13 protein-coding genes are annotated in these 11,165 nt (G+C 72.8%); 5 read left to right on the top strand and 8 right to left on the bottom strand.

From position 1 onward, the window contains the following. Window positions 1-35 precede the first annotated feature (35 nt). From BM223_RS17480 to BM223_RS17470, 3 genes are read right to left on the bottom strand one after another with little or no spacing between them, the layout of a single operon-like run. Window positions 36-974 carry a hypothetical protein gene (locus BM223_RS17480; protein WP_038682783.1) on the bottom strand — a complete coding sequence of 313 codons (939 nt, stop codon included), beginning with the start codon at window positions 972-974 and terminating at the stop codon, window positions 36-38. Continuing rightward, a complete protein-coding gene (locus tag BM223_RS17475) occupies window positions 971-1,177 on the bottom strand; it encodes a heavy-metal-associated domain-containing protein (RefSeq protein ID WP_038682780.1) in 207 nt (68 codons plus the stop codon). Before BM223_RS17475 ends, BM223_RS17480 begins: the two co-directional genes overlap by 4 nt. Before the next feature lie 48 nt (window positions 1,178-1,225). Beyond that, window positions 1,226-1,543, bottom strand: coding sequence for a metal-sensitive transcriptional regulator (locus BM223_RS17470; RefSeq protein ID WP_038682779.1), 318 nt, complete (start codon window positions 1,541-1,543; stop codon window positions 1,226-1,228). A 142-nt stretch (window positions 1,544-1,685) separates the two neighbouring features. Between BM223_RS17470 and BM223_RS17465 the strand changes: the two genes are divergently transcribed. The 3 genes from BM223_RS17465 (at window position 1,686) to BM223_RS28495 (ending at window position 4,304) form a co-directional block, all read left to right on the top strand. Then, window positions 1,686-3,095, top strand: a complete 1,410-nt coding sequence (locus tag BM223_RS17465) for an MFS transporter (RefSeq protein ID WP_038682777.1) — start codon at window positions 1,686-1,688, stop codon at window positions 3,093-3,095. 90 nt (window positions 3,096-3,185) lie between these two features. Continuing rightward, complete coding sequence (locus BM223_RS17460) at window positions 3,186-3,725, top strand: GNAT family N-acetyltransferase (RefSeq protein WP_052139171.1); 540 nt, start codon at window positions 3,186-3,188, stop codon at window positions 3,723-3,725. A 156-nt stretch (window positions 3,726-3,881) separates the two neighbouring features. Beyond that, window positions 3,882-4,304 carry a hypothetical protein gene (locus tag BM223_RS28495; RefSeq protein WP_141267438.1) on the top strand — a complete coding sequence of 141 codons (423 nt, stop codon included), beginning with the start codon at window positions 3,882-3,884 and terminating at the stop codon, window positions 4,302-4,304. Here the strand turns inward: BM223_RS28495 and BM223_RS17455 are convergent. After that, a complete protein-coding gene (locus BM223_RS17455; RefSeq protein ID WP_038682775.1) occupies window positions 4,216-5,169 on the bottom strand; it encodes a cation diffusion facilitator family transporter in 954 nt (317 codons plus the stop codon). The two genes, BM223_RS28495 and BM223_RS17455, sit on opposite strands and share 89 nt — an antisense overlap. 87 nt (window positions 5,170-5,256) lie before the next feature. On the opposite strand from BM223_RS17455, the gene BM223_RS17450 reads away from it, so the two are divergent. Next, window positions 5,257-5,616 (top strand): ArsR/SmtB family transcription factor, encoded by a 360-nt coding sequence (locus BM223_RS17450; RefSeq protein WP_038682773.1) that lies wholly within the window; start codon window positions 5,257-5,259, stop codon window positions 5,614-5,616. Here the strand turns inward: BM223_RS17450 and BM223_RS17445 are convergent. Genes BM223_RS17445 through BM223_RS17435 form a run of 3 tightly spaced genes read right to left on the bottom strand, consistent with a single transcriptional unit; the run spans window position 5,591 to window position 9,088 of the window. After that, window positions 5,591-7,141, bottom strand: a complete 1,551-nt coding sequence (locus BM223_RS17445; protein WP_038682771.1) for an acyl-CoA synthetase — start codon at window positions 7,139-7,141, stop codon at window positions 5,591-5,593. The two genes, BM223_RS17450 and BM223_RS17445, sit on opposite strands and share 26 nt — an antisense overlap. 13 nt (window positions 7,142-7,154) lie before the next feature. After that, a complete protein-coding gene (locus tag BM223_RS17440) occupies window positions 7,155-8,288 on the bottom strand; it encodes a DUF5938 domain-containing protein (protein WP_038682769.1) in 1,134 nt (377 codons plus the stop codon). An 11-nt stretch (window positions 8,289-8,299) separates the two neighbouring features. Continuing rightward, window positions 8,300-9,088, bottom strand: coding sequence for an SDR family NAD(P)-dependent oxidoreductase (locus BM223_RS17435; protein WP_038682767.1), 789 nt, complete (start codon window positions 9,086-9,088; stop codon window positions 8,300-8,302). Window positions 9,089-9,240: 152 nt separating this feature from the next. Here BM223_RS17435 and BM223_RS17430 point away from each other — a divergent pair, with 152 nt between their 5' ends. Beyond that, a complete protein-coding gene (locus BM223_RS17430) occupies window positions 9,241-9,855 on the top strand; it encodes a TetR/AcrR family transcriptional regulator (protein WP_038682765.1) in 615 nt (204 codons plus the stop codon). A gap of 7 nt (window positions 9,856-9,862) precedes the next feature. Here the strand turns inward: BM223_RS17430 and BM223_RS17425 are convergent, their stop codons facing one another. Then, window positions 9,863-10,882, bottom strand: a complete 1,020-nt coding sequence (locus BM223_RS17425; RefSeq protein ID WP_052139170.1) for a DUF4241 domain-containing protein — start codon at window positions 10,880-10,882, stop codon at window positions 9,863-9,865. Window positions 10,883-11,165 lie beyond the last annotated feature (283 nt).

Raw genomic sequence — 11,165 nt, 5'->3', positions numbered from 1 at the left:
CGGTGAGGGCGAGCTCGACCTGCTGCTGGGTGGGGTCAGTGTGCGTGTCCACTGCTCTCTCCGTGCTCCTGGGGCTGGCTCGTGCTCGTGCCGCCGGCGGTGACGGTGAAGGCCGCGGTGCGGACGACGCCGTCGTGCTGGAAGTCGAGGTAGAGGTGGTAGGTCCCGGCGCTCGGGACCGGGGTGTGGAAGACCACGTCGGGGCCGGGCTCCGTCGTGCCGTCGCCGGGCTCGCCGTCCGGGTGGACGTGGAGGTAGGCGAGGTCGCCGCTGCGCAGCGCGACCAGGTGGCCGTAGGCGCCGAGGTACGGCTGCAGGTCGGTGACCGGCGCGCCGTCCTTGGCGACGCTCAGCGTGAGCTTCGCGTCCGCGCCGGCGGACAGGTCGCCGTCGAGGGTCACCTGGTAGCCGTCGACCGTGGCGGTGCGGTTGTCCCCGGCCGGCGCGACGGGTGCGTAGTCGCCGGCGACGCTGAGGTCGCCGCCGAGGGTAAGCGCGTCGGCCCCGGTGGCCTTGAAGTCGGCGAACACCCGCCAGCTGCCGGGGGTCAGGTCGAGGTCGGTGCTCCAGACGCCGTCGGCGAGCGTCGGGTGCACGTGCTGGAAGCCGCTGAAGTCACGCCGGACGGCGATCAGGTGCAGCTGCTTCTCGTGCTGCTCGTCGTACGACGTCACGGGGGCGCCGTCGGGACCGGTGATGGTGAACCGCACCGGGACGTCGCGCCCGGCGGGCGCGCGGTCGTCGGCGAGGGTGAGGGTGTAGCCGTTCTGCGACGTCATGAGTCCTCCTGGGATCTCTTCTGCCGTCCCGGTGGCCTGCTGCTCCGAGGGACCCGCGGTCGTGTCGGCGGCGTGGGTGTCGTGGCCCGCCGGCTCCGCGTCGACCGGGCCGATGGCCCGGCCGGCGAGGAGGGCGATGCCGAACACGGCCGCGGCGATCGCGGCGAAGCCGGCGAGTCGGGTCGGGGTGCTCATGCGAGCTGGTAGCCGGCCTCCTCGACGGCGGCCTTCACGGCGGACTCGTCGAGGGGGGCCGCGCTGACGATGGTGACCGCACCGGTGGGCAGGTCGACGGCGACGTTCTCGACGCCGGCGATCTCCTGCACCTCCTCGGTGACGGACGAGACGCAGTGGCCGCAGGTCATGCCGGTGACGGTGAAGGTCTGGGTGGTGCTCATCGGAGAGGTCCTCTCGGTAGGGGTGGGTGGGGCGATCGGTGGGTCAGGTCAGGAGCGGACCAGGCGGGCGATGGCGTCGGAGGCCTCCTTGAGCTTGATGTCGGCCTCCTCACCGCCTTCCTTGGCGGCGTTGACCACGCAGTGGGCCATGTGCTCGTCGAGCAGACCCAGCGCGACGGACTGGAGTGCCTTCGTCATGGCGGAGACCTGCGTGAGGATGTCGATGCAGTACTTCTCCTCCTCGACCATCCGCTGCAGACCGCGCGCCTGGCCCTCGATGCGGCGCAGCCGCTTGAGGTAGTCGTCCTTGGTCCGGTTCGCGATGTAGCTGTGCTGGTTCTCCGTGCCGGCGTCGCTGTGTGCCATGCCTGTGCCCTTCGTTGCTGGGGTGGTTCGACCTCTCACGTCGAGGATACCCCCCTGCGGTATTCCGTGCTAACGTCCCGATCTTGAAAGGAACCATACCCCCCTAGGGTATGAAGTCAAGTCATCGAGAAGGAGAACTCGGATGTCAGTCATCACCGCGCCGGCGACGGACCGTCGCTGGCTCGGGCTCGCGGTCATCGCCGCGGCCCAGTTCATGGTCATCATGGACACCTCGATCATCGGCGTCGCGCTGCCGGAGATGCAGCGCGATCTCGGCTTCACGCCCGAGAACCTGTCGTGGGTGTTCAACGCGTACGTCGTCGCCTTCGGCGGTCTGCTGCTGCTCGGCGGCAAGATCTCCGACGTCCTCGGGGCCCGCACCGTCTTCGCCGCCGGCTGGGTCGTCCTCGCCGCCGGCTCGCTCGTCGCGGCGGTCGCCGGCAACGCCGAGGTCGAGCTCGCGGGCCGCGCGATCCAGGGCGCGGGTGCGGCGCTCATCGCGCCTGCCGCGCTGACCCTGCTGATGATGCTGTTCGGCAACAGCCCGCGCGAGCTCACCAAGGCACTCGCGCTGTACGGCGCGGCCGCGCCCGCCGGCGGCACTGCCGGCGTCTTCCTCGGCGGTGTCATCACCGAGTACCTCAGCTGGCCGTGGGTCTTCGCCATCAACCTGCCCATCGCCGTGCTGATCCTGGCCCTGGTGCCGGCCTCGATGCCGGCCGGCCGCTTCCCGGGCTCGCGCCGCGTCGACCTCGTCGGCGCCGTCACCGTGACCGCCGGCCTCGCCGCACTCGTGTACGCCGTCGTCCAGGCGCCCGAGGTGGGCTGGGGCGCGGCCCGCACCTGGTGGGTCCTCGGCGCGGGCGTCGTCCTGCTCGCCGGCTTCGTCGCCCAGCAGGCCCGTGGCCGCGAGCCGCTGCTGCGCCTCGGCATCTTCCGCGCGCCCGACCTCGCCGCCGCCAACCTCGGCCAGCTGCTGCTCGGTGCCGCGTGGATCCCGATGTGGTTCTTCCTGAACCTCTACCTCCAGCAGGTGCTCGGGCTCAGCGCCTTCCCCAGCGGCGCCGCGCTGCTGCCGATGACGCTGCTGATCATGGTCGGCATGGTCGTGCTCGCCCCCCGGGTGCTCGCCGTCGTCGGCGTGCGGGCCGCGACCGTCACCGGTCTCGCGCTCCTCGCGGTGGGCATGGGCTGGCTCGCGCTCATCCGGCCCGACGGCAGCTATGCCGCCGACGTGCTCCCGGCCTCGCTGGTCGCCGCGCTCGGCATGTCGCTCGCCTTCATCCCCACGCTCGGCACCGCGATCTCGGCCGCGCCGCCCGAGGAGGGCGGCCTCGCCTCCGGCATCGTCAACACCAGCTACCAGATCGGCTCGGCCCTCGGCCTCGCCGTGATGACAGCGCTCGCCGCCGCCCACGGAGCCGGCCGGCTCGGCGACCCGGTGGCTCTCACCGACGGCTACTCGGCGGCGTTCGTCGGCGCGGCCGTCGTGGCCGGCGTCGGCGCGCTCGCCACGGGCGTGCTGCTGCGCGGCAAGGGGGCCGGCGCATGAGCCCGCGCGACGTCGTGCGGGGAGCGGCGGCCTGCGCCGTGCGGTGCGCCGCCGCGGCGCTCGCCACCCGCCTCGTGGGAGCATCGGCCCATGCAGGACCTCGGCTCGCCCCGGATCCGCCCCCGCCGTGCTGCTGACCTGCCGGCGCTCGCCGACGTCCTCTTTGCCCAGCAGCCCGAGACCCGCTACCCGTACCGGAACCCGCTGCCGGTCCCGGTCGAGCAGTTCCTCCACGCGGACGACGCCCGCGCGGCGTGGACGGCCGAGCTCGGCGGCCGTCCGGTGGGTCATGTCTGCTGGACCGCACCGGACGACGCCGGCGAGCGGGACCGGCACTGCGCCGAGGCGCACGGCTGCTCCGTCGCCGACCTGGGCTGGGTGAGCACGCTGTTCGTCGGCGCGGCCGCGCGCGGCCACGGGGTCGGCCGGATGCTGCTCGACACCGTCGTCGCCGACGTGCGGCGGGCCGGTCGGCGGCCGTGCCTCGAGGTGCTGCCGTTGCACGCGGCCGCGCACGGGCTCTACCGCGCCGTCGGCTGGACCGAGGCGGCGCGGGTGAGCGCACCGTGGGCGCCGCCCGACGTGCCCGTCGTCCTGATGGTGCTGCCCGGTGCGGACGGACCCGCGTAAGCACCCGCCGGCCCTCGGTGTCCACCTGGCGTGTTTCCGATTCTCGTCACCGCTCTCGGCGTCCTGCTCGTCACCGTGCTGCTCGACCTGGGGGTCGCGCGCGTGCGTCTCGTCCGCGACCACCACGACCAGCAGGGCTGACCGGAGGGGGCGGCGATGCGAACCGGGCACCAGCTGCGCGAGGAGGCGCGGCGCACGGCGGAGCTCCTCGGCCCGCTGCCGCCGCGGCTGCAGATGTGGCGGCTGGGCGAGAGCGCGCGGCTGCTCGACGACGTGACCCTCGCGGTGGCGCTCGGGCTCGCGCAGCCGAGCACGCTGCTCGCGGTCGAGAGCCCGCGGCTGGGACCCGCGCGGATCGGCTCGCTGCTGCGGGTCCACGCGGCGATCGCCGAGGTGGTGCCTCCCCAGGCCCGGGCGACCCACTGGACGATCCGGGTCGCGGCGCAGGTCCGTCGACAGCTCGTCGAGCTGCAGCCGATGGCGCCGCGGGTCAGGGCGTCGCGAGCGGACGCACGTGGACCACGGTCGTCTCCAGGTTCGGGATCGCCCGCACCAGCGCCCGCTCTACCTCCTCGGTGAGGTCGTGGGCGGCGGCCACCGTCAGGTCCGGCGCCACCCGGACGACGACGTCGCCCTCGATCCGGTGCCCGGTCCAGCGGGCGCGGACCCGGTCCACGCCCGCGACCCCGGCGACGGTGCCGGCGGCCGTGGTCAGCCGGGTGAGGACGTCGTCCTCGACGCCGTCCATGAGGCGCCGGACGACGGAGCGCATGGTGGTGACCAGGACGGTGAGGATCATCAGGCCCACCAGCAGCCCGACGACCGCGTCGGCGCGGGCGATCCCGCACCAGACGCCGACGACGCCGGCCACGACGGCGATCGAGCTGAGCCCGTCGGCGCGGGCGTGCTGGCCCTCGGCGACCAGCGCCGCCGAGCCGATCCGGCGCCCGGCCCGGATGCGGTGCACCGCGACCAGCTCGTTGCCGAGGAAGCCCACCACGCCGGCCGCGAACACCCAGCCCAGGTGCTCGATGCGACGCGGGTGCAGCAGGGCGTCGAACGAGTCGACGATGATCCACACCGCCGACAGCGCGACGATGAGCCCGATGAGCAGGCCGACCAGGTCCTCCGCGCGGCGCAGTCCGTAGGGGTAGCGCCGGCTGCTCGGCCGCCGGCCGATCCGGAACGCGATGATCAGCGGGATCGTGGTCGCCGCGTGCCCGAGGTTGTGCACGGTGTCGGCCAGCAGCGCCGCCGACCCGGAGATCGCGACGATCACCACCTGCGCCGCCGCGGTCGCCATCATCCCGGCCAGGCCGATCCAGGCCGCCCGGATGCCGACGCTGCTGCTCTCCGCCGCGTCGGCCAGCCCCGCATGCCCGTGCCCGTGACCGTGCCCGTGACCGTGCCCATGGCCGTGCCCGTGACCCCACCGCGCCTTCATGGACCCCAATATAGAGACATGCACATATGTGCATGCAAATATGCGAGCAGGACGCCCCGGTCCCGGCGGGCCGACTACGATGCCCCCGTGGGACATGCCGAGGACCGCAGCGAGCCGCGTCCGCTCGACGCCGCCGCCGCGAAGTCGCTCGCCGCGACCCTCCAGGCGCTGGCCACGCCGAGCCGGCTGCTCATCCTCGACCGGCTCCGGCGCGGCCCGGCCACGGTCTCCGAGCTCGTCGAGGCGATCGGCATGGAGCAGCCCGCGGTCTCCCAGCAGCTGCGGGTGCTGCGCAACCTCGGGCTCGTCACCGGCAACCGCGAGGGGCGCAGCATCGTCTACGAGCTCTACGACGACCACGTCTCGGCGCTGCTCGACCAGGCGATCTACCACGGCGAGCACCTGCGCCTGGGGCTGCCGGTCAGCTCGCGCCCAGCACCTGCTTGATCTCGGTCTTCAGCACCTTCCCGACCTTCGAGCGCGGCAGGTCGTCCCAGACCTCGACCTGCTTGGGCGTCTTGACGCTGCCGATCCGCTCCTTGACGAACGCCTGCACCTCCTCGGGCGTCACCGACTGCCCCGGGCGCAGCTGCAGGACGGCGGTCAGCCGCTCGCCCCACTTCTCGTCGGGCAGCCCGATCACGGCGCAGTCGGCGACCGCGGGGTGCGCCATCAGGGCCTGCTCGACCTCGGTCGAGTAGACGTTGAAGCCGCCGGTGATCACCATGTCCTTGGCCCGGTCGACGATGTGCAGGAAGCCCTCGTCGCCCGGCTCGGCACTGAGGTACCCGATGTCGCCGGTGTGGTGCCAGCCGTGCGCCGACGCCTCGGCCGTCGCCTCCGGGTTCTTGTAGTAGCCGCGCATCACGAGCGAGCTGCGGACCACGATCTCGCCGCGCTCGCCGTCGGGCAGCAGCCGCCCGTCGTCATCCATGATGGAGACCGTCACCAGCGGTGCGGGCCGCCCCGCTGATGACAGCCGTTCGTGGGCGACCGATCCGTCGGGGCGGAAGTGGTCGCGCGGGGACATGGTCGAGATCATCATCGGCGCCTCGGTCTGGCCGAAGAGCTGCGCCATCACCGGGCCGATCCGGGTGAGCGCCTCCTCGAGGCGGCGCGACGACATGGGAGCGGCGCCGTACCAGAAGCACTGCAGGGACGAGAGGTCCGTCGTCTCCAGCGCCGGGTGGTCGAGCACCATGTAGATCAGCGTCGGCGGCAGGAACGTGTGGGTCACCCGCTCGGCCGCGACCAGCTCGAGGAAGGCGCCGACGTCGGGCGTCCGCATGATGACCACCGAGCCGCCCGACGCGAGCACCGGGAAGCACAGCACGCCGGCCGCGTGGGTCAGCGGCGCCAGCGCGAGGTACGTCGGCCGCGCGGGCCGCTCCGGCCACGGGTAGCTCATCAGCGTGAGCGCCGTCATCGTCTCGATGTTGGTGCCGGTGAGCATCACGCCCTTGGGCCGCCCGGTGGTGCCGCCGGTGCCGACGATCATCGCCAGGTCGTCGTCCGCCGGGTGGTCGACCTCCTCGCCCCCGAACGCGAGGAAGTCGTCCCACCCGAGCGCCCAGGGGAACGACCCGTCGAGGCACACGTAGGTGCGCACCCCGGGGAGGTCGCCGCGGATCTGGTCCACCAGCCCGGCGTACGACGACTGGAAGACCAGCGTCGTGCACTCGAAGAGCGCCAGCAGGTCGCGGTTCTCGGCGGCCTCGTTGCGCGGGTTGATGGGGCACCAGACCGCGCCGGCGCGGCTGATCCCGAAGACGCAGGTGAACGCGACCGGGTCGTTGGACGCGAGGATCGCGACCTTCTCACCGGGCGCGACCCCGCGTCCCACGAGGGCGGACGCGACCTGTCCGGCGAGGTCGCGGACCTCGTCGTAGGTCCACGTCCGCCCGTCGCAGACCAGGCAGGGCGCGTCGCCCCCCAGCGACGCTCCCTTGTCCAGGTAGTCGACCAGTCGCACCGGCGTCTCCTCCTCAGCCCTCGACCGTCAGGACCGGCTCGGCGACGAGCCCGAACGCGCGCAGCTGGCCGAGCAGCTCGCGGTGCCCGAACGCCTTGCAGCCCGACGCGAAGCCCACGCGCAGCGGCGGCTGCTGCAGGAGCGAGTAGGCCGCGTAGGCCTGCAGGAGCCCGGTCTGCTTGTAGTTCTGGTTGCCGTGGATGACGCAGTGCGCGCGGCCGAGCGGACCGGAGGCGTGCACCGAGTCGAGCGACTTGTTGAGCCGCGGGTTCTCGCGCGGCGGCATCTGGTTCATCACCTGGGCCGCGGTCGCGGTGAGCGCCTCGTCGCGCTCGGCCTCGGACATGTCCTTGGTCGCCTCGAGCGCGCCCGCGACGATCTGCGGGACGCCGTGCATGAGGGCCGCGTTGAAGACGCCGCCCTGCGCCTTGCAGTTCGCGACCCGTGGGTCCTTGCGGTACCAGACCGGGTGCGAGGTGCCGCCCCACGGCAGCGAGAGCGCGAGCTCGTGCTGACCCGGGACGACGAGCGGGACCAGCCCCTGCGTGGGGTCGAACTCGACGTACTGGTTCTGCTGCAGGAAGTGCGCGCGCGACGTCGCCGCGTTGACGAGGATCGTCTGCGTGGACGCGATCGTCGGCGAACCGCCCCAGAACACGGCGATGTCGAGGCTGTCGAGGCCCGGCTTCTCGAGGCAGAGCTCGGCGGCGATCTCACCGGTCGTGTACATCTGCGCGATGCCCGGCGAGAGCAGCAGGCCGGCCGCGGCGAAGTCGGCGCCCCACTTCTCGTCGCAGGTGATGAGCCAGTCCTGCTCGCCGGTGGTGTCGAGGTAGTGGGTGCCGGCGGCGAGGCACGCCTCGACGACCTCGGGGCCGTACTTGCTGAACGGGCCGACGGTGTTGCAGACGACCGAGGCGCCGCGGAACAGCTCGGTGAGCGCGTCGACGTCGTGGCCGACCTCGACGATGTCGTAGTCGGCGGTCTCGATGCCGGGCACGTTGGCCTCCATCGAGGCCTTGAGCTTGTCGGCGGAGCGGCCGGCGGCGACGAACGGGACGCCGAACTCGCGCAGGTACTCGCAGATCAGCCGGCCGGTGTAGCCGGACGCGCCGTAGACGATGACGGGCTTGGTGGTCTCGCTCATGGTCCCTCTCCTCACATTCCCATGCCGCCGTCGACCGGGAGGCCGGCGCCGTTGACGAACTTCGCGCGGTCGGAGGCGAGGAAGACCACGGCGTCCGCGATCTCGTCCTCGGTCGCCAGCCGGCCCGACGGGGTCAGGCCGACCACGCCGGCGACCGCCTCCTCGGCAGAGGGGAACAGCCCGAGCGTGGTCATCTCGTTGGCCAGCCCGGCGCCCATCTCGTTGGGGACCAGACCGGGGTAGATGCAGTTGACCCGCACGCCGAGGCCGAGCTTGCCGCTCTCCATCGCGGCGATCCGGGTGATCCGGTCGACGGCCGACTTCGAGGCCGAGTACGCCGACAGCGCGGGGAACGCGATGGTCGCGGCGACCGAGGCGATGTTGATGACCACGCCGCCCTTGCCCGCGGGGCCGCCCGGGCCCATGGTCCGGAAGGCGTGCTTGACGCCGAGCGAGGTGCCCACGACGTTGACGTCGAAGATCCGGCGGACGACGTCCGGGTCGAGGTCGACGAACAGCCCGGCGATCTCGATGCCCGCGTTGTTGACGACGATGTCGAGTCCGCCCGCCTGCTCGACGGCGGCAGCGACGCCGGCCGCCCACGAGGCGTCGTCGGTGACGTCGAGGTGGACGTAGTGCCCGCCGACCGCCGCGGCGACCTCCTGGCCCTTGGCGTCCTGCAGGTCGCCGACCACGACCGTGGCCCCGGCCGCGGCGAGGTGCTCGGCGAACTTCTTGCCCAGCCCCTGGGCGCCGCCGGTGACGAGCGCCGTGCGCCCGGACAGTTCGGCTTCGGTCATGGTGTGCGACTCCTTCGTCGGTGCTGCGGTGGGTGACGTGAGCCACACAACTCCGTTTTCTTGACGACTGTCAAGACTTCTCTTGACGATTGTCCAGAAAACTTCGGACGACCGTCCAGAAAACCGGCCCGGAGGCGGTAGGGTCGGGCCTCATGACGACAGCGACCGCGCGTCGCACGCCTGCCGACAAGCACGACGAGCGGCGGCGTGCCCTCGCCGACTCCGCCCTGCGGACCCTCGGCGAGCTCGGCTACGCCCGGGCCAGCCTGCGCGAGATCGCGAACAACTCGGAGTTCTCCCACGGCGTCGTCCACTACTACTTCCACGACAAGCTCGACCTGATCGTCTACTGCGTGCGCCAGTACAAGGCGACGTGCGTGCACCGCTACGACGGCGTCGTCGCCGACGCGACCACACCCGAGGGCCTGGTCGCGGCGTTCGCCGACAAGCTGGTCGAGACCATCGTCGACGAGGCGCCGATGCACCGCCTCTGGTACGACCTGCGCTCCCAGAGCATGTTCGAGGAGAGCCTGCGCGAGGCGGTCCTGCAGATCGACCAGACGCTCGAGGACATGATCTGGAGGGTCGTCGGCACCTACGCCGAGCTCGCCGGCCGCGAGCCGGCGATGACGCCGCACGTCGCCTACGGCCTGCTCGACGGCCTCTTCCAGCAGGCGCTGCTCGGCTACCTCTGCGACCTCGAGGGCGTCCTCGACGACCTGCGCGCGCAGGTGCACCGGCTGATGCCGGTGCTGCTCGCGCCCTGAGTCGCTCCTACGGCACGACCACGAAGTCGACGACCAGCTGGACGGGCGTCCCGGCCGCGTCGAGGCCCCAGTACGCCGGGTAGGCGCCGTCGCCCCAGCCGGAGCCGGCGACCACCGCGGTGACCCGGTCGTCGTCCCCGAAGGCGTGCCCGCGCACGGCGGGACGCGCGGTCTCGCGGGCCAGCAGGTCGAGCGCGTGCTCCTTGTCGCGGCGCACGACCACGGCGTACGACGGGTAGTCGGCCAGGCACAGGTTGCCGGCGTCGACGCCGAAGACGTGCCCGCCGCCGGCGACCTCCGCGCGGCGCCAGGCGACCGGCTCGCCGGGCCCGAGCAGCAGCCGTAGCCCGGCATTGCGTCCGAACACGGTGCTCACCTCGACCGGGTAGGTGCCCGGTGGGACGGTGCGCGCGAGCGGCCGCGCGTCGTCGTTCTCGTAGCCCAGGTCGACCACCGTGAGCACGCCCGACGTGGTGGTCAAGGTGCCGGCGGGGCGCACCTCGACGGTGCCCTCGAGGTCGTCGAGCCTCGCCGGGCCGGGGCGGAAGGGCGCGCGCGGGTCCCGCTCGTCGTCCTCGGGGCCGAGCGGGGCCAGCGGCGCCGTGGGGGAGCAGGCGGCCACGAGCGCGGCGGCCTCGCCGGCGGTGACGTAGGGCAGGTCGGGGTCGTCGTCGTAGGTCACGTAGTGGTCGATGAGCCAGCCGTCCGGGGTCCGCCGCAGGACGTACTCGCGGATGCTCTCGAAGACGTCGTCGACCGCGACCCGCACCGTGCTCGTGTCGCCGTCGGTGGTGACCGCGGTGACGGTCTCGCCGCCGGGCCGGAAGGGCGCGGGGCGGCCGAACGAGGTCTCGATCCGGAAGCCGGTGCCGGGCGCGAGATGACGCTCCTCCAGCCCGGCCAGGGCCGGCAGCCAGTGCGCGAAGCCGTCGCCGCCGGCGGTCTCGAAGTGCGGCGCGACCGCCTCCCACCGTGCGAAGTAGTCGGTGACGAACTGCTCGACCCGGGCCTGAGGTGTTGCCGCCATGGCGCCACCCTAGGCGGCTTCCGCGGGACGGCGATCTCGCCCTGCGGCACCGCGATCGCCGATTCGCGAACACCCTGGCCCTTCGGCATCACCCCGGCCCGCCGCCCTCGTCAGTCTTGCGAAGGCGTCGCCCGCATCTCGGGTCGGGCGACGTCCGCACGAGGGGTCGGCAGGTGTCGTCGATCCCCACGCTTCCCGTCGGTCGCCCCGGCCGGCCGGGTGGCCGGCCGCTGCTCGCCTGCACCTTCCCCGGCGGGCGCTGCCTGACCACATGCCGTGGTGA

Origin of the sequence: Pimelobacter simplex (assembly GCF_900114845.1) — a bacterium.
Taxonomy (GTDB): Bacteria; Actinomycetota; Actinomycetes; order Propionibacteriales; family Nocardioidaceae; genus Nocardioides; species Nocardioides simplex.
The sequence above is the reverse complement of the archived record's forward strand: the minus strand, read 5'-3'. Positions and strand labels throughout refer to the sequence as shown.

What these genes read in the sequence shown, in the direction of transcription:
- BM223_RS17480 (WP_038682783.1), bottom strand. Translation starts at nt 974, where the DNA reads ATGAGCACCCCGACCCGACTCGCCGGCTTCGCCGCGATCGCCGCGGCC.
- BM223_RS17475 (WP_038682780.1), bottom strand. Translation starts at nt 1,177, where the DNA reads ATGAGCACCACCCAGACCTTCACCGTCACCGGCATGACCTGCGGCCAC.
- BM223_RS17470 (WP_038682779.1), bottom strand. Translation starts at nt 1,543, where the DNA reads ATGGCACACAGCGACGCCGGCACGGAGAACCAGCACAGCTACATCGCG.
- BM223_RS17465 (WP_038682777.1), top strand. Translation starts at nt 1,686, where the DNA reads ATGTCAGTCATCACCGCGCCGGCGACGGACCGTCGCTGGCTCGGGCTC.
- BM223_RS17460 (WP_052139171.1), top strand. Translation starts at nt 3,186, where the DNA reads ATGCAGGACCTCGGCTCGCCCCGGATCCGCCCCCGCCGTGCTGCTGAC.
- BM223_RS28495 (WP_141267438.1), top strand. Translation starts at nt 3,882, where the DNA reads ATGCGAACCGGGCACCAGCTGCGCGAGGAGGCGCGGCGCACGGCGGAG.
- BM223_RS17455 (WP_038682775.1), bottom strand. Translation starts at nt 5,169, where the DNA reads ATGAAGGCGCGGTGGGGTCACGGGCACGGCCATGGGCACGGTCACGGG.
- BM223_RS17440 (WP_038682769.1), bottom strand. Translation starts at nt 8,288, where the DNA reads ATGAGCGAGACCACCAAGCCCGTCATCGTCTACGGCGCGTCCGGCTAC.
- BM223_RS17435 (WP_038682767.1), bottom strand. Translation starts at nt 9,088, where the DNA reads ATGACCGAAGCCGAACTGTCCGGGCGCACGGCGCTCGTCACCGGCGGC.
- BM223_RS17430 (WP_038682765.1), top strand. Translation starts at nt 9,241, where the DNA reads ATGACGACAGCGACCGCGCGTCGCACGCCTGCCGACAAGCACGACGAG.
- BM223_RS17425 (WP_052139170.1), bottom strand. Translation starts at nt 10,882, where the DNA reads ATGGCGGCAACACCTCAGGCCCGGGTCGAGCAGTTCGTCACCGACTAC.